General features: G+C 52.0%; 22 protein-coding genes and 1 CRISPR repeat array. Of the genes, 5 read left to right on the forward strand and 17 right to left on the reverse strand.

Features of this window, described 5'->3' with window-relative positions; genetic code table 11:
• Positions 1-3: 3 nt before the first annotated feature.
• Entirely contained in the window at positions 4-2,430 is a 2,427-nt protein-coding gene (locus tag METLA_RS0102985) for a Lon protease family protein (RefSeq protein ID WP_024297137.1), read from the reverse strand.
• Positions 2,431-2,618: 188 nt separating this feature from the next.
• Between METLA_RS0102985 and METLA_RS0102990 the strand changes: the two genes are divergently transcribed.
• The 4 genes from METLA_RS0102990 to METLA_RS0103005 all read left to right on the forward strand — a co-directional run bounded on the left by METLA_RS0102990 (position 2,619) and on the right by METLA_RS0103005 (position 5,875).
• Positions 2,619-3,569 (forward strand): DnaJ C-terminal domain-containing protein, encoded by a 951-nt coding sequence (locus METLA_RS0102990; RefSeq protein ID WP_024297138.1) that lies wholly within the window; start codon positions 2,619-2,621, stop codon positions 3,567-3,569.
• A complete protein-coding gene (locus METLA_RS0102995; protein ID WP_024297139.1) occupies positions 3,566-3,868 on the forward strand; it encodes a chaperone modulator CbpM in 303 nt (100 codons plus the stop codon). Before METLA_RS0102990 ends, METLA_RS0102995 begins: the two co-directional genes overlap by 4 nt.
• 312 nt (positions 3,869-4,180) lie before the next feature.
• Positions 4,181-4,540 carry a hypothetical protein gene (locus tag METLA_RS0103000; RefSeq protein WP_024297140.1) on the forward strand — a complete coding sequence of 120 codons (360 nt, stop codon included), beginning with the start codon at positions 4,181-4,183 and terminating at the stop codon, positions 4,538-4,540.
• 225 nt (positions 4,541-4,765) lie between these two features.
• Positions 4,766-5,875, forward strand: coding sequence for an Ldh family oxidoreductase (locus METLA_RS0103005; RefSeq protein ID WP_024297141.1), 1,110 nt, complete (start codon positions 4,766-4,768; stop codon positions 5,873-5,875).
• Between the two features lie 81 nt (positions 5,876-5,956).
• Positions 5,957-8,609: a CRISPR direct-repeat array (repeat unit 29 nt; unit sequence CGGTTCATCCCCACGGGCGTGGGGAACGG).
• Between the two features lie 85 nt (positions 8,610-8,694).
• Here METLA_RS0103005 and cas2e read toward each other — a convergent pair.
• The 16 genes from cas2e to METLA_RS0103085 form a co-directional block, all read right to left on the reverse strand.
• On the reverse strand, positions 8,695-9,000 hold the full coding sequence (cas2e, locus tag METLA_RS0103010) for a type I-E CRISPR-associated endoribonuclease Cas2e (protein ID WP_024297142.1): 306 nt from the start codon (positions 8,998-9,000) through the stop codon (positions 8,695-8,697).
• Entirely contained in the window at positions 8,981-9,892 is a 912-nt protein-coding gene (gene cas1e / locus METLA_RS0103015; RefSeq protein ID WP_024297143.1) for a type I-E CRISPR-associated endonuclease Cas1e, read from the reverse strand. Before cas1e ends, cas2e begins: the two co-directional genes overlap by 20 nt.
• On the reverse strand, positions 9,862-10,323 hold the full coding sequence (mntA, locus tag METLA_RS0103020; RefSeq protein ID WP_245598719.1) for a type VII toxin-antitoxin system MntA family adenylyltransferase antitoxin: 462 nt from the start codon (positions 10,321-10,323) through the stop codon (positions 9,862-9,864). Before mntA ends, cas1e begins: the two co-directional genes overlap by 31 nt.
• Positions 10,316-10,738, reverse strand: a complete 423-nt coding sequence (locus METLA_RS0103025; RefSeq protein ID WP_024297145.1) for a type II toxin-antitoxin system VapC family toxin — start codon at positions 10,736-10,738, stop codon at positions 10,316-10,318. The genes mntA and METLA_RS0103025 overlap by 8 nt, the downstream gene beginning before the upstream one ends.
• Entirely contained in the window at positions 10,725-10,982 is a 258-nt protein-coding gene (locus tag METLA_RS0103030) for a hypothetical protein (RefSeq protein WP_024297146.1), read from the reverse strand. Before METLA_RS0103030 ends, METLA_RS0103025 begins: the two co-directional genes overlap by 14 nt.
• A 57-nt stretch (positions 10,983-11,039) precedes the next feature.
• A complete protein-coding gene (gene cas6e / locus METLA_RS21245) occupies positions 11,040-11,858 on the reverse strand; it encodes a type I-E CRISPR-associated protein Cas6/Cse3/CasE (protein ID WP_084480048.1) in 819 nt (272 codons plus the stop codon).
• Positions 11,770-12,447, reverse strand: coding sequence for a type I-E CRISPR-associated protein Cas5/CasD (gene cas5e, locus METLA_RS0103040; RefSeq protein ID WP_029646354.1), 678 nt, complete (start codon positions 12,445-12,447; stop codon positions 11,770-11,772). The genes cas6e and cas5e overlap by 89 nt, the downstream gene beginning before the upstream one ends.
• 2 nt (positions 12,448-12,449) lie before the next feature.
• A complete protein-coding gene (gene cas7e, locus METLA_RS0103045) occupies positions 12,450-13,613 on the reverse strand; it encodes a type I-E CRISPR-associated protein Cas7/Cse4/CasC (protein WP_024297148.1) in 1,164 nt (387 codons plus the stop codon).
• A complete protein-coding gene (locus METLA_RS0103050; RefSeq protein WP_024297149.1) occupies positions 13,603-13,866 on the reverse strand; it encodes a DUF2442 domain-containing protein in 264 nt (87 codons plus the stop codon). The genes cas7e and METLA_RS0103050 overlap by 11 nt, the downstream gene beginning before the upstream one ends.
• Positions 13,867-13,869: 3 nt before the next feature.
• Positions 13,870-14,127 (reverse strand): DUF4160 domain-containing protein, encoded by a 258-nt coding sequence (locus tag METLA_RS0103055; RefSeq protein WP_024297150.1) that lies wholly within the window; start codon positions 14,125-14,127, stop codon positions 13,870-13,872.
• Positions 14,114-14,662 carry a type I-E CRISPR-associated protein Cse2/CasB gene (casB, locus tag METLA_RS0103060; protein ID WP_024297151.1) on the reverse strand — a complete coding sequence of 183 codons (549 nt, stop codon included), beginning with the start codon at positions 14,660-14,662 and terminating at the stop codon, positions 14,114-14,116. Before casB ends, METLA_RS0103055 begins: the two co-directional genes overlap by 14 nt.
• On the reverse strand, positions 14,659-16,206 hold the full coding sequence (gene casA, locus METLA_RS0103065) for a type I-E CRISPR-associated protein Cse1/CasA (protein WP_024297152.1): 1,548 nt from the start codon (positions 16,204-16,206) through the stop codon (positions 14,659-14,661). The genes casB and casA overlap by 4 nt, the downstream gene beginning before the upstream one ends.
• Before the next feature lie 32 nt (positions 16,207-16,238).
• Complete coding sequence (locus METLA_RS0103070; protein WP_024297153.1) at positions 16,239-16,523, reverse strand: type II toxin-antitoxin system RelE family toxin; 285 nt, start codon at positions 16,521-16,523, stop codon at positions 16,239-16,241.
• Positions 16,523-16,762, reverse strand: coding sequence for a type II toxin-antitoxin system Phd/YefM family antitoxin (locus METLA_RS0103075; RefSeq protein ID WP_024297154.1), 240 nt, complete (start codon positions 16,760-16,762; stop codon positions 16,523-16,525). The genes METLA_RS0103070 and METLA_RS0103075 overlap by 1 nt, the downstream gene beginning before the upstream one ends.
• A 39-nt stretch (positions 16,763-16,801) precedes the next feature.
• A complete protein-coding gene (cas3, locus tag METLA_RS0103080; RefSeq protein ID WP_051459735.1) occupies positions 16,802-19,417 on the reverse strand; it encodes a CRISPR-associated helicase/endonuclease Cas3 in 2,616 nt (871 codons plus the stop codon).
• Between the two features lie 62 nt (positions 19,418-19,479).
• Complete coding sequence (locus METLA_RS0103085) at positions 19,480-20,469, reverse strand: helix-turn-helix transcriptional regulator (RefSeq protein WP_024297156.1); 990 nt, start codon at positions 20,467-20,469, stop codon at positions 19,480-19,482.
• A 448-nt stretch (positions 20,470-20,917) separates the two neighbouring features.
• Here METLA_RS0103085 and METLA_RS0103090 point away from each other — a divergent pair, with 448 nt between their 5' ends.
• Positions 20,918-21,364: a cysteine rich repeat-containing protein gene (locus tag METLA_RS0103090; protein WP_024297157.1), complete on the forward strand. Its 447-nt coding sequence runs from the start codon at positions 20,918-20,920 to the stop codon at positions 21,362-21,364.
• Positions 21,365-21,366 lie beyond the last annotated feature (2 nt).

Raw genomic sequence — 21,366 nt, forward strand, 5'->3', positions numbered from 1 at the left:
ACTTTACTTCTCCGAGGATTGGTCGCCTGTTGAGATGTCATCCGCTTGTGATTTGCTGAAATCTTTTTTGATCGTTGTAAATTGCTGCAATTGCGCATCGACCTTTGCATTGAACGATGCGGGCGGAAAGCGGCCTTCGGCGTCGGCTTCACCGGCTTCGATGCCGGTCAATATTTCCAGCGCCTGATCGACGGTCGCTACCGCATAAATCGAAAACTGTTTGGTCTGGGCCGCATGCACCACATCCCAACGCAGCATCAGGTGTTTTAGGTTGCTGGCCGGGATGATCACGCCTTGCGCGCCGGTCAGGCCCTTGGCCGCGCAAATGTCGAAAAAGCCTTCGATTTTTTCATTCACGCCGCCGATCGGTTGTACCTGGCCGAGCTGATCGACCGAACCGGTGATCGCGAGATCCTGCCTGAGCGGCACCCGCGCCAGCGAGGACAAAACCGCGCAGAGTTCGGCCAGCGAGGCGCTGTCGCCTTCGACTTCGCCGTAGGTTTGCTCGAAGACCAGGCTGGCAGCCATCGAAAACGGGCTTTTCCTGGCATATTTGGCGGCGATGAAGCTCGACAGGATCAGCACGCCTTTCGAATGCAGCGCGCCGCCGAGCTCGGTTTCGCGCATGATGTCGACGATTTTGCCGCTGCCGAGGCGCGTCGTCGCGGTGATCCTGGATGGCTGGCCGAACATGAAATCGCCCATCTGCAGCACCGAAAGGCCGTTGATCTGGCCGACGACGCTGCCTTCGGTATTGACTAACAGGATGCCGCGCAGGATGTTTTCGTACAGTTTTTCGCGTATCTTGTCGAGGCGCTTGGTCTTGTGGTCGATCGCCTGCTGCACGTCGCTGTTGGTGATCTCGGTATGGCCGTTGCTGCTGGCCCAGTAATCGGATTCGGTCAAAAGGTCGGTGATGCTGCGCAAATGGGTCAGCAGTTTCTCCGTATCGCCGGTCATGCGTGAGCTGTGCTCGATAATCCGGGCGACCGCATGGCGGCTGAGCGGCCTGAGTTTTTCGCGGCGCGCGAGCGTCGCCAACAGACGCACATAGTCGGGCGTCTTGGTTTCCCTGGAGACCGTATCGTCGAAATCGGCCGCGATCTTGAAAAGATCATGAAAGTCGGGATCGTAGGCACTCAATAAATAATAAAACAGCGGTTCGCCGATCAGGATCACTTTGACGTCGAGCGGAATCGGCTCGGGTTCGAGCGCCGAGGTGCTAATCAGGCTCAGCGCGCGTTCGAGCGATTCGATCCTTATTTCGCCCATTTGCAGGGTTCTTTTCAGGCTTTCCCAGGCATAGGGCTGGAACAGCAGTTTTTGCGTGTCCAGAATCAAATATCCGCCGTTGGCCTTGTGCAAGGCGCCGGGTTTGATCATCGTAAAGTCGGTCACCAGGGAACCCATAAAGGCCTGATGATCGATCCGCCCGACCAAATTGCTGTAATTCGGATTTTGTTCAAAAATGACCGGCGCGGACTTCTTTTGGCTCAGATCGATCATCAGATTGACCTGATAGCGCTTGAACGGATTCTGTTCCTGCGGAAACTCCATGAACGAGATCACTTTCTCGGAATGCGGCACGAAATCGCGGATATGATCGATGATATCCTTTTTAATATCCTTCAGATACCCCATGATTGCGTCCTGCTTGGCATATTTTGCGAGCAGATCGTCGATCGAATGATTGACCGCGAGTTCGGCGACCTCGCGGTTCAGCGCCTGCAGTTTGCGCTTGGTTTCCTTGCGCCAGTGCGGAAATTTTTTCAGCAGGTTTTGCAGGCGATCCTGAAACTCGAAAATCGTGTCCTGAATCTGGTGCTGTTTGTCCTTGTCGAATTTATTGAATTCTTCCGGGCTGATCGCCTGCTCTTTGTCGTCGGAAGGCACGAATGCATAACCGGTCGGCGTTTCGGTCAGGATGATATGCGCCTCGGCGGCTTGGTCGCGCAATTGACTGAGCTGGTCGATTTCATGCTGGCGGGACTTGCTTTCCAGTTCGCCGACCCGGGAACGGTATTCATCGCCGTCGAATGCGGCCGGTATCGCGATGCTGAGTTCGTCGACCAACTTGTCCATGTCGGACTGGAAGATTCGGCCTTGTCCGGGAGCGAGCTTGATCGCTCTCGGTTTGGACGGCTGGTTGAAATTATTCACATAACACCAATCGGCCGGAATCGGTTGCCGGCTGGCTTCGTGTTCGGCCAACTGCAATACCGAGGTCAGTTTACCGGTGCCGGAGGGGGCCATCGCAAATACGTTATAACCTTTCTTGGCGATCCGGATACCGAACTTCAGCGATTCTATCGCGCGTTCCTGGCCGACCGCGAGGTCAATGTCCTCCAGTTCATCGGTCGAGGCGAAGGCCAAATCAGAAATATCACAAGGCTTGTAGAGTTGGGAAGGATCGAGCGGTGTTATTTTCATGAGAATGACTCAGTCAATGGGGCATTATGATTAAATTCACTGAATACGGCGTTTTGGTGCTGTGTTTATTTTACCCGAGACCGATTTAACGCGTGCTATCCTGCGATAAAGACAATCAGTTTGCAATATAGTTTTATCAGTTTAGGGTATCATGACAAATTCGAATTTCCCACCCCCGTGCCGATCCGATGGAATATAAAGATTACTACAAGATCATGGGCGTCGATCGCAAGGCGACACCGGAGGAGATCAAAAGAGCATACCGCAAACTGGCCCGCAAATACCATCCCGACGTGAGCAAGGAGAGGGACGCGGAAGCCAAATTCAAGGAAGTCGGCGAGGCTTATGAGGTGCTGAAAGACCCGAAAAAACGCGCGGCTTATGACCGGATCGGTCAGAACTGGCGGGAAGGCCAGCCCTTTACGCCGCCGCCCGACTGGCAGCGCGAATTCGATGTCGGCAAGGGTTTTGCCGGCGGGCGTGCTACCGGTTTCAGCGACTTTTTCGAGACCTTATTCGGCGGCGGCTTTGCCTCACAAGAGGGCGTGTTTCATCGCGGCTTTCAGGGCCGGGGCGAAGACCAGCACGCGCGCATCCTGATCGATCTGGAAGACGCGTATCACGGCGGCGTGCGGCTGATTGCGCTGAACATGCCGGAGGTCGATGCGCAGGGGCGCATCGTATCGAACCGGAAAACGTTGAACATCAAAATTCCGCGCGGAATTCAGGCCGGCCAGCGCATCCGCCTGAGCGGCCAGGGCATGCCGGGGATGCAGGGCGGACAGAGCGGCGATTTGTACCTCGAGGTCGAGTTCAACAAACACCGGTTGTTTCATGCCAAGGGCAAAGATATTGCTATCGAACTGCCGGTAACGCCCTGGGAGGCGGCCCTGGGCGCGACGGTGCCGGTGCCGACGCTGGGCGGGAGAGTCGAAGTCAAAATCCCGCCCGGTTCGCAGTCGGGCGCGCAGTTGCGCTTAAAAGGTCGCGGCCTGCCAGCCGCGACGCCGGGCGATCAGTTTATCACCTTAAAAATCGTCACGCCGCCCGCAGTCAGCGCGGAGGCAAAAGCCTTGTATCAAAAAATGGCCGAACTGATGCCGATGAATCCACGCCAAGACATGGGGATAGACGGATGAAAAAAGAATTGTGGGTGATTACAGGAATTGTGCTGGATGAAACGATCCAGTTTACGCTGCTGGAGCTTTGCGAGTATGCCAAAACCAGCCAGGAACAGGTGATCGAAATGGTCGAGGAAGGCATCCTGGAGCCCGATGGGGATTCGATTCATCGCTGGCGCTTTGACACCAAAGCGCTGAAACGGCTGCAGATTGCGATGCGCTTGCAGCAGGATCTGGGGGTGAATCTTCCGGGCATCGCGCTGGTGCTGGATTTGCTTGAGGAAATGGAAGCGCTGCGGCAAATGCAGGGACGATGACGCGTAACCGTCTGAATTTGAGCAGATAGACTCAGGAAAAGGTTTAAAACTTCACGCACGCTAAGTCTTGTTGTACAAATCAATAAGTTATTGATTATTGATGTGTTATATATCGCTTAATGTTTTTACATATTAGGTATTTATACGTATTGTGTGTTTGGTTTAGGCATGGTAATTTTCATAAAAATAAATTGTAAGCTGAATAATTCAAAGTCATTAACGATTGATTTGTTAGTGTGTTATGTAAAGGCGTTTATTTTTCCATAATTTATTACTGGAAGCATCCGGAAATTACAGCAGAGGCTTTATTTTATGAGTATTATCAAAAACACAGCGTTAATATTATCACTGGCTTTCTCTTTAGGCTCAATCAGCGTTATTGCTAATGCGGAAGAGGCTGCCAAAAGTTCAGTTCACAGCCCAAATCAAGCCATTATGCATATTGAAAAGGCTAAAGTCGAAATCATGCATAACGATTTCGTGCCGCCCAGCGAACATTTAAAAGCGGCGCGCGCGGAATCCGAGAAAGTAACGGGAGATCCTGGCATCACCCAAAAGGCCACCGAAAGCCTCATTGAAGCGCAAATCAAAGTAAAAGACGGTGATATGAAAGGCGCTACAGATGAGATGAACAAGGCGTTAGAGTTGTATAAATCACTAAAATCGGAATAGTGGATTGCAATGGTCAACAAAAACCGGACACCTATTCAGACGGCGTTTCTAAAAAAATCCCGTTCGAATTCAACGGGGAATTGATAGCCTAAAGTTGAGTGTGATCGGCGGCCGTTGCAAAAGGCCACATAATCAATCATGCTCAGTTTTGCCGTTTCTTGAGTTTTAAGCAAATTATTCGTTATCATGTCTCCGTAATCAGCTTTATACCGGGATTAAAAAGTCATGACAGACGAGAGAGACTCATACCTTTTCCCGGCTGACTACCTCAAAGACTTCTCGGTCAAGGTTTTCATGCACTTCGGTGTCCCCGAGGCGGAGGCGAGGCAAGCTGCGGATGTTTTGGCCAGGTCCGATTTGAGAGGCATCGACTCTCACGGCGTGGCGAGGCTGCATACTTACGTGGATATGCTGGAGTTGGGCCGCATCAACCCCAGGCCCAACATCAAAATCGTCCGGGAAAAAGCGAGTGTGGCAACTGTCGACGGCGATAATGGGTTGGGCCTTATCGTGGGACCCACGGCGAATGAGATCGCCATGGAGAAAGCCGAGACTTACGGCTCCGGTTGGGTGGGTGTCTGTAATTCGAACCACTTCGGAATCGCGGGTTACTATCCTTTGCAAGCTCTCGAAAGAGATCTCATCGGCTGGGCTATGACTAATTCCACGGCGCTGGTCGCGCCCTTGTGGGGAGCGGAAAGAATGCTGGGCACAAATCCCATGGCCATCGCCTTTCCGGGCTATAAAGAGCCACCGATTGTCATCGACATGGCCACCAGTGCCGTCTCTTTTGGCAAAATCGAAATCGCGCTGCGCAAGAAAACTGAAGTTCCGAGGGGATGGATCATCGATAAAGAGGGTCGCGACACCACCCACCCACAGGACATGATCAATGACGGCGCGCAATTGCCGCTTGGCTTCGATAGAGAAATAGGCGGGCACAAAGGTTATTGTCTCGCCTCGATGGTCGATATCTTATGCGGCGTCCTGAGCGGCGCCAACTGGGGTCCCTTTGCCCCCCCTTTCACCATTAGGCAAGAAATTCCCGCGCGCAGCGTCGGCAAAGGCATCGGCCATTTTTTCGGCGCCATGCAGATCGACGGCTTCATCGACAAGGATGAATTCAAGAAACAAATCGATGACTGGATTCACGTCTTCCGCAATACTAAACCGGCTCCCGGGACGAGCGGGCCGCTGATCCCCGGCGATCCTGAGCGAGAAGCGGAAGCGATTCGAAGCCAAGAAGGGATTCCGTTGATTAAGCCTGTGGTGGACGATCTTCTGAATATTTCAAGAAAAACCGGCATCCCGTTTAACGCGAAATCGCAAGTGTAGATACCGTCTTGTCATCCATTATGCGCTTGCATAATGGATGACAAGACGGTATCTACTGGGATTTTTGCTCGGGCCTTGTGCCGGTTCATCCCCACGGGCGTGGGGGACGGAAATTGCAACATCTAACAAATGACTCAGCGGCTGGTTCATCCCCACGGGCGTGGGGAACGGTTTACAGGTCGAACATTGACAAGGAAGTCATTCGGTTCATCCCCACGGGCGTGGGGAACGGGGCGGATTTCACCGCCATGTTCGACGAAAATATCGGTTCATCCCCACGGGCGTGGGGAACGGGCCGCTACGGACTGAAACCTGATTAGATGCGACGGTTCATCCCCACGGGCGTGGGGAACGGCGCACCGGCGCGCCGACCGCGTTCGACCAGGGCGGTTCATCCCCACGGGCGTGGGGAACGGGGGCCAGGTCGTTTGCGTAACGGCTGTCTTCCGGGTTCATCCCCACGGGCGTGGGGAACGGCTCACGAGTTGCGTTCGAGTATGCGAATATCGCGGTTCATCCCCACGGGCGTGGGGAACGGAATTCGCCAGTTTCCGTGGGGACAAGAAACTTCGGTTCATCCCCACGGGCGTGGGGAACGGTCTCAAATCTCGCTACTCTGTCGGTACACTACCGGTTCATCCCCACGGGCGTGGGGAACGGGATAGCGTATGCACCCCGCGCCTGATCGCAACTGGTTCATCCCCACGGGCGTGGGGAACGGGTGACAAAATCGTCAAAAACTGACGTTGTGAACGGTTCATCCCCACGGGCGTGGGGAACGGTTTCCTCTGATTGAATGCGATACATTTTTTTGCGGTTCATCCCCACGGGCGTGGGGAACGGCGCCGCGTGCGCTCTACCGATTTGGCGATCAGCGGTTCATCCCCACGGGCGTGGGGAACGGTATTGCTCGCGCAGGTGCTGGTCGTAGGCGTCCGGTTCATCCCCACGGGCGTGGGGAACGGCGATTATCTCGGCCACGAATTGCAGGCCGCCGCGGTTCATCCCCACGGGCGTGGGGAACGGCGCTCCAAAAGAATCCGCCGTCCGCTGTGTATCGGTTCATCCCCACGGGCGTGGGGAACGGTGCGTCCATAACATCGTAAATTCCAGCCTGATCGGTTCATCCCCACGGGCGTGGGGAACGGTCGGTGGCTTCCGGCTTCTTGTCGTCCGGTTTCGGTTCATCCCCACGGGCGTGGGGAACGGGGCGCGAAAATGCCGCTCGTTCACGCCGATCAGGGTTCATCCCCACGGGCGTGGGGAACGGATCAGATTTACGACGAGCTATTTAGTCCCGGCCGGTTCATCCCCACGGGCGTGGGGAACGGGCTATACGTTCTGTTTGTTGTTTTTGTTTCTGCGGTTCATCCCCACGGGCGTGGGGAACGGATGCGCGCGGCAGCCTCTTCCAGCTTGATCGACGGTTCATCCCCACGGGCGTGGGGAACGGACCGAATCGCGCGCATTGTATCGACTCCCATTCGGTTCATCCCCACGGGCGTGGGGAACGGATTTTGCCGTTAGGATCACGGTTAACCTCGAACGGTTCATCCCCACGGGCGTGGGGAACGGCGGTAGCGGTGGATTGATAGCATCGGAAAATTCGGTTCATCCCCACGGGCGTGGGGAACGGGGCCATAATTAAAAGAGGAAGCGAAACACAAACGGTTCATCCCCACGGGCGTGGGGAACGGGCCGGTCTGCTTTTCCCGTTGTTAGCACTCGCCGGTTCATCCCCACGGGCGTGGGGAACGGGATACCAAAGCAAATTGAGATTCAAAATCGGACGGTTCATCCCCACGGGCGTGGGGAACGGGCGGGTCGCTTTGTTCAATTTTCTATCGCCGCCGGTTCATCCCCACGGGCGTGGGGAACGGTGCGATATTGGCCTGCGCAATTTCCGCGCTGACGGTTCATCCCCACGGGCGTGGGGAACGGAATCGCCAGGTAATTATTCATGACTGCCTGCGCGGTTCATCCCCACGGGCGTGGGGAACGGCCGACAGACACCATCGTGGGTGAGCCCGTCTTCGGTTCATCCCCACGGGCGTGGGGAACGGGTACCAGGACATTGACGCATTTTATGCCATCCCGGTTCATCCCCACGGGCGTGGGGAACGGATGCGCGTTTTCCGGCTGCCCATCTACATACACGGTTCATCCCCACGGGCGTGGGGAACGGGGGGGATTTTGATGCAAACTGCCGCTAGTGGCCGGTTCATCCCCACGGGCGTGGGGAACGGCCATAAGTCTGGTCGATAAACCCATCCTGGTACGGTTCATCCCCACGGGCGTGGGGAACGGTTTCAAATCGACTGGAAATTCCATGGTGAATCCGGTTCATCCCCACGGGCGTGGGGAACGGACTTACAAGCTGACGGATAAGAAATCCGCAGTCGGTTCATCCCCACGGGCGTGGGGAACGGAAGAACTGGGAAACCGTACTGATTGGCCTGGACGGTTCATCCCCACGGGCGTGGGGAACGGCTCTCAATCATGGTGAATTTTTTATTCATTTTCGGTTCATCCCCACGGGCGTGGGGAACGGAACCCTCCCATTGCACCAATATCAATCTCAGACGGTTCATCCCCACGGGCGTGGGGAACGGTTTCGCGCCGCCTTTCTTAACCCGCCTGACAGCGGTTCATCCCCACGGGCGTGGGGAACGGAGTTCCTTAGCGTCTTGGCTGCCGGCTTCGAGCGGTTCATCCCCACGGGCGTGGGGAACGGACTTATCCTAACATATTGTTAGTCAAAAGAAATAATCGCCTCGAATTTTCTACCGAATTTTTCCGGGTTTTTAAAGGTTAAATTGTTAAAGAGCATTTTCATCTTTTGGGTCTTCCGCGGGATAAAAAGAAACCAGTTTCAGTCCGTCCAGTTCAACCGGCAGGCGGCGGTTTTTGCCTAATGTCATGAAGTCAAAGCCGGATTCGGTGTTGGTGGTCCAGACCATCACCGCATTGCCTTCTTCTATGCCGTTTTCGATATGCGACCAGATCATCTCTCTAACTTTCACCGATAAGTCGCCGACATAAACGCCCGCGCGAATCTCGATCAGCCAGACGGCCAGGCGTCCGCGTAATCGAGGCGGGACGTTTTCAACTACGATGACCAACATCGCCGATGCTCTCTGAATTGGGAATTGCAGGGCCGATGGATTCCTCGGTGGGCTGGGGTATTTCCAACTCGCCGGCGGCCAAGACGTCTTCTATGGTGGGGATGATTTTCTTCAGGATTTTGGTTTGACGGAAAATATCGCGGCACATCAGCCGAACTTCCCGTTCCGGGTCGCGATAATTCTTCGCGGCGATTTTAAAGGCGTGCGGGATAATTTCGTCGAATTTGAACAAGTCGGCAATGTCGTAAACGAACGATAATGGCTTGCCGGTATGGATGAAGCCGATTGCCGGTGCGTAGCCGGCGGCCAGCACTGCGGCTTCGCTGATGCCGTATAAACAGGCGGTGGCCGAGCTGATACAGCGATTGGCCGTATCGCTGTTGTCCCATTGCGTGTGGTCGTAATTGCGGCCTTTCCACTCGACGCCGGCCTGTTTGGCCAAGAGGTCGTACAATTTTTTCACGCGCGCGCCTTCGATGCCGCGGAGTTGTTCGACACTACGGCGTTCGGGCGGTTTTTCGCCGAAGCGGATCTCGTACATTTTGCGCACGACTTTGAGTCTGGCGGCATCGTCCAGCGCCAATTTGGCCTGGTAGAGCAGGCGGTCGGCGCGCGCCCCGCCCGGTTGGCCCGATGCATACAGTCTGACGCCGGCTTCGCCGACCCAGACCAATAGCGTGCCCGCTCTGGCTGCCAGGGCGGCGGCATGATGGGATACGCGCGTGCCCGGCTCCAGCATGATGCAGGCGATGCTGCCGACCGGAATATGGGTGCGGATGCCGGTTTCGTCGATCACGACGAAAGCGCCGTCTTTAACGTCGATCTGGCCTTTTTCGATGAATACCATCGAAACGCGTTCTTTCATCGCGATGGGTTTAAGCGGTGGTAGCATGACGAATTTCCTGGTTCGATCGAGTCAAGATAGGTGTGGGCATAATCGAGTTCCATACGGCTATGAATGCGGAGCGTTTCCCGCCAAAGCCTGTTTTCATCACGGCAAAAAATCACCGTATCGGCTTGAATGATTTCCCACGCCAACGGGATCGGCGCCTGATTGATGTCGACCACGGAGAGTTGGAAATCGTGCAAACCCAATGCCTGTTGCCAGTCCAGCGCCAAACATTCGGGCCGCAGCCGCTGTTCTATCGGATCGTCCTTGATGAACCGATTGAATGCCACGGCCAGGTCGTAATCGCTGGACGCATGGGCATTGCCTTTCGCGCGCGAACCATAGAGCCAGACGACCGCGATGTCCGGGTCACTTTCGGCAAGGGGGACGATTTTTTGCAAGAGTTCATCCATCATCAAGGCCATGTCAATCATCAGGAAGCAGCAGATTTTGAAACGGTTTGTGATTCTTCCAGCGGTAGGTTTTAAAGTCGCGCCGGTCTGTTGAAAGAATCCGGCCGTGGCCAAGTTCTTCGGCCAGAATAACCAGCGAGGCATCGGCCAGGTCCATGGGTAGATCCGCATACTTTTGCATCAGTTTTTGGATATGCGCTAAATGATGCAGTTGAATTTGAAATATTTCCACATAGCCAGCCTCGATGGCTTGTAAAAACCGTAACTGACTTTCATTTCCCAATGTTTTACCCAACAAATAACAGGTTTCGGTAATGACCGGCCATGTGGTTATCAAACCCTCATCCAGCCGTTGCATCACAGCCATCGAATGCGCATGAAAACGGTCCTTGGGATTAAAAAAAGCAAACCAAAAGCCGGTATCACTCAATACCATGTTTTTCTTTCCAGCCTTGATACAGGTATTCTTTATAATTGACGGATAAGTCCTCAGGCCCTTCCGCCGTTCCCGCCAGCATTTCAATCAGCTTCTGATTTTTTTGCCTGCCGGTTAAAGCGGTTTTTTCGTACAGCAAATCCAAGGCTTGCTTGATAATTTCCGACGTGCTCAAGGAAGTTGCCTGTTGAATGGCCAGTAGTTTTTGTTCGTGATTTTCGTCTAAACGGGCATTGATTCTCATAATGTTGCCTTGGTTGTATGACTTGTAATACGCACATTTATATAAAGTAATTCGATGCTATATTCTTCGAATCATTAGAAAACCACAACCGAAAGCTTTGGATCTGCCTATGCCTCGGTACAACGCTTTAGTGACAAACAGCTCCGGATCAGTGATTTGCAACACGCCATCATAATCCAAGGTGCTGATTTTGATCTGGCGTTTTTTGAAATGGTGCTGTAGGTAACCTTGCGCGGTCACTGACAGCAAACGAAAACCATTTTTTTCGGCGCGCTCCTGCAACCATCTTTCGCCCGCTTTCTGTTCCAGTTCAGCTTGGGAATACAGATGCCTTTCTTCTTCGCCAAGCGATTTTTTCAAATGCATGACGACATCGTGATGGATTCTTTTCTGCGGCAAAATTTCTTTTTCCCGCAGACCTTTTGCTCGTCTTTGCTCGCGTAAAACGGCGTTTTCCTCCGCTGTTCTGGCGCGGCTGCTTTGCTCGACAGGGTTGGCGCGTAGACTAAAGCCGAGCGTGTCGCCCGTTCGTAATTGGGGATGGTAAGATTTGGTTTCGATGATGAAGGAATGGTCGATACTGATTGGCGGATATTTAGACAGCAGATAAAAAACCGGCAAACCTTGTTTATCGCTGTCCTGACGAAACAAAAAATCCCGCTTATCGTCAGGTTTATCCTGAAACAGTTTCCACAAAAGCTGATGTAATTGGTAATGATTGTATTGAAACAGTTTGGCGAATTGCTGCAAATGAACCGGCGAAACCCGAACACGGCTAAAGTACATGTCAACCTCCCAGCACATAAACGGGGCGCGTGACAAAACGGCGAGTCTTGCCGAATAACGGTAGGTCGCGCACTTGCATTTCATGTCCATTTAGCAAAGGCGTTTCGCTGTACAGTGTGCCGTCTTGTTCGATTTGCTTTAATGCCTGTTGCGCAGTTTCCGCGCTGATGATGGATTCAAACAAAGGGCGTTGCAAAGGGCAGGAACGGCGTCCCAGATACGGCGTGTATTTCGGTTTTTTAATGGCTTGCAGCACGCGCTCTAAACTGTATTCGGCAAGTTCTTTAAAGGACAATGCCAAGGTGAATTCAGCATCGCATAAATATTCGCGGCGCGAAACAATCGCATCCTCGCGCTTGCCGCCATCGGCGCGGCGGGCATCGAGCACGGTGTGATAGTCCGTCATTTTATGTAACGATACCGTTCTAAGTTTTCGTTCGCCCTTAAAATGCCGATGCTCGACATGCCGTAGTCGATGCGCCAACACCGTCAATTCAAAGCTTTCGTTCAACAACTTCAGTTGTTCCGGCTGTTCGCGCACAATACCCAAACACGCCCCAAGCAAGCCGATGACTGCGCTACGGGTAGGAAATATCAAGCTGGGCCGATAGTCTTCATAGGTATGGCCGCCCCAAGCCTGCATGGCACCCTGACATTTGAGGATTAAAAATTCCGGCATCGTTAAACCTCGCCCTCTTGCTTCAACCAGTTTTCGAGTTTGCTCAGTGACGGGCAGGCTTGGCCCGCTAACTTAGCCGTGTCGTGTAAACTGAAAAAGGCGACCTGATCTTGTAATTCGTAGCCTTGGTAAACGCTTTCTTTGTAATTAATAAATTGCTCGATCGACGGTTTGAGAAAGCCGTTTTTGCTTTTTATCGGTTCTTCAAACGCATTCGCCAAGGAAATCGGCTGATCGCTCAATGCAACACAGACAAAATCGGCCGGGTTATCGGCCGCGGTACTGTTGCGTTTGGCATCGGGGATGACGGTGGCGAGCATGTGCAATGTGTGCGCGGCAATTTCCAGGGCTTTTTCGCGGCTGACTTCGCCGAGATTTTCCTGCAATTGTCCAAGGTTTAACGACGCATACCGGTAAAACACGCCGGCGCTGAATTCCTGGGTATCCAAGTGCGCGGAGCCGGTTTCGCCCGCTTCCTGGGTCAAGTCATCGACGGCGGTAAACCAGTCCAAATCGCCGTCCACGGTATGCGTGGTAATGACATGCGCAACGGCGAGGGCGGCATCAACTGAAGTCATGATACCGGAGGTCGCCATGCGGCCCGATAAAGCAATATCGACACTGTTTTGGAAAGCATCGTTAAATTTTTTGAAACTATCTTTTTTGGTTTCTTTTTCCCAGGCTTTTTGAAATGCCTTGTCGTCCGAATGTTCTGCCTGAAGTCGCATATACATCTCGCAGTATTTTTCTATTTCGTATACCGACCAAGCCGCAACCGCACCGGATTCGGTGCCCTCCCATTTAGTCCGGTCTACATCATTGCCTTGGCCTTTCTTGATTTTTTCTTCCAGTTCCTTGATTTCCTTAACGCCGGCAACTGCCATCAACACAGTGTCAATGACGGACGTGGCAAATTTATCTTTCAACAGCTCGCGGTATTTGTCGCGTAACAAGGTCAGTTGTTTGGTGCGCTCGGAAGGCTTGCCGAATTGATCTTCGTAGTATGCCGAGGTGCGTAATGCACGTTTTAAACTCTGGCTGGAAATTCGCACCCGGCGCGTGCCGCCGAAAATCGCGGTTTTCTGCATGCCCATGTCGTCGCGGTTCAGGCATGAAGGACTGTGTGACATCAAAATATGAAAGTTGACGAAGTTTTTATTGGACATGCGTTTCTTCCTGTACGTGTTGAATCAGGTTGTGTAAAAATTCCGGAGCCAAATCCGCGCCGTTTGCCCAGACGATGGTATCCAGATCTTTGTCCAGCCTGACTTGGCTGAATAACACTGGATCCTTTAACGGCTCGAACATCTCTCCCCAAAGCTCGTTGCTTAAATCGACGATACCGGCGACGCCATCGTTAAACGTCAGTTTGAGTTGATAGTTTTGCAGGTATTGAACATCGGTGACATGCAGAATCATGACTTACTCCAAAGGTTGAACGGGATTTAGGGACTGGCGGTTTTGGCAACGTTGCCAGTTTTCTATCAACTCATCCTGGTGCAAATCTAGCCATTCCAGCACGAGTTGCAAAGCGCGTCTGGGGAATTTGCCCTCGACCACCCCACCTTCAATGGTGACAATGATTTCGTATTCGCCGTATTTGGCATGGAAGTGTGGCGGTGCATGGTCCGACCAGTACATGGTGATGACAATCCCGAGAAAGCGGCTAATAATCGGCATCGACGGGCTCCATTTTTTCACTGGCGAATGACAAATAAAAATCCTTCATCAATTGACGCTTGCTGCCTTCGCTGGTCGTTTTATGCTTGCCCCAGTAAAGCAATAATTTGCCGAGTTTGATGGCGTCCACTGTTTCATCCTTGAATTGTTGGCACAATCGACGCAGTTGAATCAAGTCTTGCGGATATTCGGAGCGCGTTACCAAAAACAAGCGTCTTTCGCTGATTTCGTTTTCCCTTAAAACAGTTCCCAGTGATTTGCCGAGTGGCTGGTGCTTGATAAACGGCAGTAGGTAGACCAATCGCGCCACTTGCGAGAGATTTTTGAAGAAGTCGCGTGCTTTGGATAATTCGGTTTCTTGAAATTGGTTCAGGGTTTCTTGAACTAAGCGGTAAAATGCCGGATTCAGCAATAAATCGTCGGGCTCGACCGTACGGCGAATAGCGGCTTTGTCACCGTTGCTTAACCCATCGAATTCGGCATGCAGGGTATCTAAAAACCGTTGAGTTGCTTCTTTGGTTTGTGCATGACTCATGCGCTAACTCCCGTCGACTGTTTGCTTAATTTGTTGAGCATATTGTTTAGAAACTGGCGGCAGACCAATGTCGGTTCGAGCATTTTGTCTTCGTGTTCGTAGGGGCTGACGATTTGCTCGAAAACTTGTTTGGCTAAGTCTGAAAATTTTTTTTGATAGTGAGCGATGTCATCAAACACCAGGTTCTTTAGGATGCTGTGCATGATGGCTTCGGAATTGTCGAAATAGATTTGTTTGGCTTTTGCCCGCAAGCTTTTACGGAAATGACCTTCTTTACCAGAAGGCTGTTTTTTCTTGCCTTCCCGGCGCTCTTTGAACGCCGTTTCCGCCAAATCGACAAATTGGCTTATGGCAATATCTAGTTTTCGTTGAGCATCCAGACCCATTTTGATGAGCTGATCCATCTCAGAGGTCTTTGTTTCCCAGCCTGATGATAGGCTGTAAAGCTCATGCCTGCGCCCGGCTAAACTCTCGGTGGAACCGCCTTTAATATATCCCCCTACAGCTAATTTGACGCCTGCACGCCAAACTTCTTGATATTGCTGAACAACCAATGCGCGGCTTGCTCCTGCTCTGTTGGCTTCTACTGTTTTTATGTCTTTATCGCTAAAAAAATAACTCAGCATTTGACCCCATAGAGGCTGATTGCCTTGGGCGGAAAGATACGGCTTTTCTTTGGGGTTATCGGCCTGCATGCGGGCAATATCGATGGGCGTATGCGGATGCTGCCAGAAGCCTTTAATCGTGCAGGTTCCTGCTTCTTTATTAAAGCCGGTCACCTCACCATTCGCCATTTCCAGTTTGACTTTGGCCGGCTGCCAAAACAGGCCTCTTGCCAAACCTATGTGGTGGGCGTGTTCATCGGCAATCTTGCTGTGCGGCGGTGTAATCCAGGTGGGTTCTTGCAGCGGTGCATCGAGGATACGGAAAGGCGTAAGAAACTCACGGCTCAACACATTGCACCACAGGGTTTTTCTCAAAGTTTCGCCGACGATTAACGTCGTCATCGGCATGGAGCCCTTTAAGCCGACCGAATAACCAACTCCGCCCAGACTAAAGCCGTTGGTGGCCTGCTGGAACAGGGCAATCGCCGCATCGCCGGGATGGATGGCGGTAATTTCATCCGGCGTATCAAAAAACGCACTGGAGGTCGGGCTAGAACTGCTTTTTTCCGGCAAGCCCATAAACAATTTTTGCAACGACGCCCAGTTTTTGTTGCCTTTTTCGGGTGCGACGCTTGCGGTTTGCATGAACGGCGTTTTCGGATGCGACACATTAAACCAGTCACGGTAGGGCTCTATGCCGCCTTGATACTCGTCTACAGGCATGGGATTTTGCCAGCGGCTATTTAATGCCTTTTTGTCGTCCGGCATGAACACCACCTGCACAATGCACACCAGCAATTGCAAGGTTGCCAGTTCCATGTCGTCGCGGAAGGTTTTGATTTTGTAATCACGGTCCTCACAAAGCAGCGTTTGTAAGGAAATGCGCTGTTGGGTTTTGTTCAACTCAACGGGTATCCAGTCGTCTGTCAGCAGGTTCATGGGCTATTCCAGAAGGATTAATTTACTTTCCATCATTGCCGGCTCATTAGCCGGGCGAATTCTTCGTAAACGATCTCCCGTTTCGCAATCAGGGCGATGTAGAGCTTGTCATTGTCATAACGATAGATGATCCGATACTTGCCGACACGAACCCGCAAATATTCGGGGTTTCCAGCCATTTTTAGCGAGTCTTGCGGATGCGGTTCATGCAGCAAGGCCAGTATTTTGATCTTCAGCTGCTTGGCGATGCGGATGTCCGACTCGGCCAGCTTGCGTAGACTTCTTTCCGCCGATTTAGTGAAATCAAGCTGGCGCATCAAATGCTATCCAATAAACTTAAACTGGCCTCGGTGCCGATAAAGCCTTCCTGTTCGGCGAGCACGGCCAATTCGTGCAAACACTTGTCTTCAAAAGCCAAGAGCTCCTGATAACGCGCCGACGACAACAAGATTGCAAAGTCCTTTTGGTGTTTTTGGATGGCAACGGGCTCTTGCTGAGCGCTGTTTAACAACTCGCCGAAATATTGCTTGGCTTGGGTGGCATTGACCTTTTTCATCATATCCTCCGATTAAAATAATTATTTTGTCTATTTTAATCATTTTGCTGCAAACAAGCCAAAATCCATGCGATAACAAACTTGCCGATCCTTGAGTTCGGCAAACCATCCGCCATCGTCCGCCGTCATGACCAAATAATACACGCCGTCATCTTTCTTGCATCCTGACAGCGCGTTTTCCCATGAACTAGGCACGGACACACTGTGCAAACTGATTTGTTCCCAGTACTCTTTGCCGTGTTTATCCAACCATTCATCGGCTAACGTATAAAATTTCTTGCCGCGCTCCAATACCGGCAATACGGTCAAACTCATTTCGCCGTCTCGGGTTAGTGTCGTGGCTTTATCGCTTTCATCCGGCAACGGATTGGCTTTATATTGCGTTACGGTTCGGGCAATGCTACGTTTAACGTCTTCGACTTCGCGTTGATATTTGTCGTGCGCCTCGGTCATTTCCGGCGCTTCATCCGGCCATGGGTCTTCTAGGTAAACTTCGCCTATCCAATACCTATAAGCTTCGGGGAACACAACGCTGGAATGGTTGCGGACCAAATGTTCGGTCCGCCTCATGACGCGGATATTTTCATAAACGTACTGGCTGCCTCCGTATTTTTGCGCATGTTCCGGCACAATCACGACGCAACGGGGCAGTTCAAACCCTTCCGGCCTGGCTCGTATGTGCCTATGCAAACGACCCATCCGTTGGAACAGCAAATCGACCGGACATAGTTGGGTAATCAGCCAATCAAAATCGAGATCCAGGCTTTGTTCAACGACTTGTGTGGCGACTAAAATACGCCCGCCTTGAGCGCGTGTATTCTGCTCCTTCCCATACCGTGCCTTGATCGCTTCCTCAATCTGCTGACGGTCTATAAACCGGAAACGCGAGTGAAACAAATCAACCGCAATGCCCGAATTGATCTCAGGGTTAGCCAAACGTTGCGCCAACACTTGAGCGTCCGCGACCAAGTTGCAAATGACCGCGACTTTAGCGCCTTGATTGGCTGCGGAAATGATGGCTTGCAGATTGTCGTCACCCAATTGCAATTCCGGCAACTGCCACGTTTCGAGTATGACTTCGCGGCGTTTGGGTAATTGTTCCAGGTCAGCAATCGAAAAAAGGCTCGGTGATTTATGAGGGGTAATTTGCGTGATGAGCGGGTAAGCTTTGGTATCCTCGACAACCGCCTTACCCCAGTTTCGCGCCAGATATTGCCGTTGTTTATGGGGCAATGTCGCCGACAACAGCAAGGCGCTGCCGCCGGCGTGGTATTGTTGTTCCAGCACTTCGCCTAATAATCCATACATATAGCTATCGTATGCATGAACTTCGTCAACAATCAGTACGCTTTTTTGGATGCCGAAACCCCGGACGAATTTATGGCGAACGGGCAGAACAGATAACAGCACTTGATCAATGGTGCACACGCCGATTTGTCCTAGAAATGCGCGTTTTTTACTGGCGGCTAGCCAATGCACAGCTTGCTGGGCGGCTTCTTCCCGACCTTGCGCGGTGGTTTTATCGGTGCTTAAGATTTTTTCCAGTGTGTCTTTCAATTTGCTTTTGCCATGCGCCAAGACGACGTTTGCGCCATCGTCGAACAAATGCTGCGCCATTGCTTCCAAACGGTCCAGCATGGCATTGGCGGTGGCCTGTGTCGGCAAGGCAAAAATGATGCTTTCGGCTAAACCTTCGTGCAGCAATCGGGCGGCATAGACCAGCGCGGCCTCGGTCTTGCCAGAGCCTGTCGGGGCTTCAATCAGGGTCAAATTCCTCTCCAACGGCAATTTTTCAATGAGTGTTTGTAAGCCGTGTGCCTTATAAGGTAACCCATCGGACGTGAAAAATAGCGATTCAAGCGTTTGATTGGACTGAAGCTGTGAAAGAATGCCGAACTCGGTGAGCGCCTGTATCGCCGGGATTTTCCGCGCTTTCAGGTAAGTCGCCAAATCAATGTTGGGTTTTGTTTCATACAAAAAATGCTCATTGGATGAGCCAATCCAATCGCATACGCTGCAAAACCCCGCCAACATCGGAGGAACGTTTTCAGGAATAGCGCTGAAATCGACTTGATAAAGTTGTTGGAGAACGGTTATCCAGTCTATTCGAGCCTGCCGGTCTCTTGCAATGATCGATTTGATGGATTCATCATTAAACGAAGGAGGGGGCATATAGTCGCCATCATAGGGTATAACTCCATGATGCCCTGCGACTTGCTGAAACCATTCTATCGCGGCATCTTCCGAGACAAACTCAATGGCATATAGAGACAGTTCGTGAATAAAACAGGCATAGCTGCTTGGCCCGTGATAATAAGGTTCTGTCGAAAAGCTAGTAACATCCGGTTGCAACGACTTTAATGCATGGGGTGCTTTGCTTTGAAAACGAATATCCAATTTACCTAAATCATGTAATGCGACAAAAAACATGACCCAGGCTTTTGCTTGTTGTTCGCTGCCGGCTCGAATGGCGTGGATAAATTGCTGGCGGAGGCTTGGGCTTGATTCCCACCAAACATCCGCCACCGCCGCCACATCCAAACAATGATAAGGCAACAAATGATAGGCCGGACCTTCGCTATCAGCATCCGGCTTGGCTTTGCCCCAATATCGGTAATATAGCGGCGGTTCGGCTATGTTTTGGGCTGTCGTCATTGTTTTCTCTCAGGTTTTTGGGCTGTAAAAAGCATTATCCATAACCACCGTATCATTCCACGCTACGGCGCTAAATTTTTTTGATAAATATCCGCCATCGCCTGGATTTCCTGTTGCGCGGCTTCTCTTAAAAATTCCGGTTCGATAATTTCAACGTGGCGTCCGTGTTTCAGGATGTCCATCAGCAGTTCGCGGTGGTCGCTGAAGGGCTGGGTGAGTTCGTAGCTGCCGTCATCCAGCCAGCGGCCTTGCTGGTCGGAGTGCCAGTGTTCGTCGCTGATCCAGCGGGCGCGTTCGGGAGTGAATTTGAGTTTGGCGAGGTGCTGCGCTTTGCCCGAGAAAATACCGTAGGCGGAGGCGTAGTAGTCTTCGAGTTGTTCGCGGGTAAAGACTTTGGCGGTCTGGTTTAGCCGGCTCGCGGCTTTGATGTTTTCGACCGCAAAGGTGCGCAAGTCGTTTTTGGTATGACACCAGGCGTCGAGATACCAATTGTCGCGGTAATAGACCAAAGTCTGCGGGAAGACGGCGCGTTCGCTGGTTTCGCCATGGCTGCGCGCCTGATAAGTCAATTGCAGTTGCTGGCGGTCGAACAGGGCGGAGGCGATTTTATTGAACAGCGGATTGATGCCTTTTTGCCGTGCGGACATCGTCAGGATTTTAACGCTTTCGAGTTTGCGCCCGGCGCTGCTTTGATCGAGCGCCAGCAGTTTTTCGACGCGCTTTTGTAACTGGATAATATGGTCGCCGAAAAGGCCGCGAGACAGCTTTTGCAGCAGGGTGTGGCAGGTCAAAAGGCCCCACAATTCCTCGGCGTTGAACCACAGCCCCGGCAACTCATAGGGATGCGCGCCGTTTTGATTGTCGTAGTAGTAGCCGTTCAATTGTCGGTCATACACGATCGGAGCGGTGAAATGATCGCGCATGACGGTGATTAAGCGCTTGACGGTGACTTCGGAACATTCCAGCCGTTCTTGAAGTTCCTTGTTGGCGATGGGAGTGCGGCGGCCTGACAGGATGCGATGCAGTTGATAGATGCGTTCGAAGCGATCCATGTCAAAGAGGTCCTAGAGTCAAAAATGAGGCTGGTATAAACGGCCTAAAGATACCATTTGTGTTAACAAAAAACATCATTACAAATATGTGAAAAATTCACACAACACCGCACCGGATAGAGGATATTCACTTTAAATCCTCCTTGTTCTTGATGTAAAACTTGAAGTTTTAGCGCCGTTTTAGAGGATCTAAGCCTAAAGTCCAATAGCCGCGAGTTAAGATTCTCGGTAGATTGGCGTATGTTAGTCTTAAGTCGTATTGGGCGGAGCAATCCATGCTGCATGACGATAATAACAGCAAGGGCATGGTTAAGCAGGGAGTGCCTGGATTCTGAACCAAGCCTACCGAAAGAGATTGAACCGACATCGGCATGCTAGCGCTTTCACGCCAAATCAATTTTGCAAATTCAAACCTTTTTCTTCAACCGACACTACGAGGAATAAAACAATGGTTCTGAAATATTTTGCCCTTCTTGTGTGGCTATATTGGTCTGTTAGCGCCTGCGCCGCGCCGCTGCCGAAAAGCAGAGCCGATAATACCGCGACAGCCGGGAACGGTCCGTTGGAGACCTTCCGTCAAGGCTGCAAAGCCGAACTGTATACTTATTGCAAGGATGTCACTCCGGGTGATGACCGGTTGCTCGCGTGCATTTATGCCCACGGCGACAAAATTTCCGCGCGCTGCGAATATGCACTGTACGACTCGGCGGCGCAGCTCGAGAGGGCCGTGGCGGCGCTTGCATATACCGTCAATGAGTGTGACGACGACATTGAAAAATACTGTCCCTCCGTTGAAGTCGGGGAAGGGCGGTTGCTGGCTTGCCTGGAGCAGCATGATGAAAAAGTCAGTGGACGCTGCCGGGTGGCGTTAAATGATGTGCAATTGAAAAAATAATA

Origin of the sequence: Methylomicrobium lacus LW14 (assembly GCF_000527095.1) — a bacterium.
In the GTDB taxonomy this organism is placed as follows: Bacteria; Pseudomonadota; Gammaproteobacteria; order Methylococcales; family Methylomonadaceae; genus Methylomicrobium; species Methylomicrobium lacus.

What these genes read in the sequence shown, in the direction of transcription:
- METLA_RS0103050 (WP_024297149.1), bottom strand. Translation starts at nt 13,866, where the DNA reads ATGATTCTGCATGTCACCGATGTTCAATACCTGCAAAACTATCAACTC.
- METLA_RS0103030 (WP_024297146.1), bottom strand. Translation starts at nt 10,982, where the DNA reads ATGAGAATCAATGCCCGTTTAGACGAAAATCACGAACAAAAACTACTG.
- METLA_RS0103090 (WP_024297157.1), top strand. Translation starts at nt 20,918, where the DNA reads ATGGTTCTGAAATATTTTGCCCTTCTTGTGTGGCTATATTGGTCTGTT.
- mntA (WP_245598719.1), bottom strand. Translation starts at nt 10,323, where the DNA reads ATGATTGACATGGCCTTGATGATGGATGAACTCTTGCAAAAAATCGTC.
- METLA_RS0103085 (WP_024297156.1), bottom strand. Translation starts at nt 20,469, where the DNA reads ATGGATCGCTTCGAACGCATCTATCAACTGCATCGCATCCTGTCAGGC.
- cas3 (WP_051459735.1), bottom strand. Translation starts at nt 19,417, where the DNA reads ATGACGACAGCCCAAAACATAGCCGAACCGCCGCTATATTACCGATAT.
- cas2e (WP_024297142.1), bottom strand. Translation starts at nt 9,000, where the DNA reads ATGTTGGTCATCGTAGTTGAAAACGTCCCGCCTCGATTACGCGGACGC.
- cas7e (WP_024297148.1), bottom strand. Translation starts at nt 13,613, where the DNA reads ATGTCCAATAAAAACTTCGTCAACTTTCATATTTTGATGTCACACAGT.
- METLA_RS0103055 (WP_024297150.1), bottom strand. Translation starts at nt 14,127, where the DNA reads ATGCCGATTATTAGCCGCTTTCTCGGGATTGTCATCACCATGTACTGG.
- METLA_RS0102990 (WP_024297138.1), top strand. Translation starts at nt 2,619, where the DNA reads ATGGAATATAAAGATTACTACAAGATCATGGGCGTCGATCGCAAGGCG.
- METLA_RS0103025 (WP_024297145.1), bottom strand. Translation starts at nt 10,738, where the DNA reads ATGGTATTGAGTGATACCGGCTTTTGGTTTGCTTTTTTTAATCCCAAG.
- METLA_RS0103005 (WP_024297141.1), top strand. Translation starts at nt 4,766, where the DNA reads ATGACAGACGAGAGAGACTCATACCTTTTCCCGGCTGACTACCTCAAA.
- casB (WP_024297151.1), bottom strand. Translation starts at nt 14,662, where the DNA reads ATGAGTCATGCACAAACCAAAGAAGCAACTCAACGGTTTTTAGATACC.
- METLA_RS0103070 (WP_024297153.1), bottom strand. Translation starts at nt 16,523, where the DNA reads ATGCGCCAGCTTGATTTCACTAAATCGGCGGAAAGAAGTCTACGCAAG.
- cas5e (WP_029646354.1), bottom strand. Translation starts at nt 12,447, where the DNA reads ATGCCGGAATTTTTAATCCTCAAATGTCAGGGTGCCATGCAGGCTTGG.
- METLA_RS0102995 (WP_024297139.1), top strand. Translation starts at nt 3,566, where the DNA reads ATGAAAAAAGAATTGTGGGTGATTACAGGAATTGTGCTGGATGAAACG.
- cas6e (WP_084480048.1), bottom strand. Translation starts at nt 11,858, where the DNA reads ATGGACATGAAATGCAAGTGCGCGACCTACCGTTATTCGGCAAGACTC.
- METLA_RS0103075 (WP_024297154.1), bottom strand. Translation starts at nt 16,762, where the DNA reads ATGAAAAAGGTCAATGCCACCCAAGCCAAGCAATATTTCGGCGAGTTG.
- casA (WP_024297152.1), bottom strand. Translation starts at nt 16,206, where the DNA reads ATGAACCTGCTGACAGACGACTGGATACCCGTTGAGTTGAACAAAACC.
- METLA_RS0102985 (WP_024297137.1), bottom strand. Translation starts at nt 2,430, where the DNA reads ATGAAAATAACACCGCTCGATCCTTCCCAACTCTACAAGCCTTGTGAT.
- cas1e (WP_024297143.1), bottom strand. Translation starts at nt 9,892, where the DNA reads ATGCTACCACCGCTTAAACCCATCGCGATGAAAGAACGCGTTTCGATG.
- METLA_RS0103000 (WP_024297140.1), top strand. Translation starts at nt 4,181, where the DNA reads ATGAGTATTATCAAAAACACAGCGTTAATATTATCACTGGCTTTCTCT.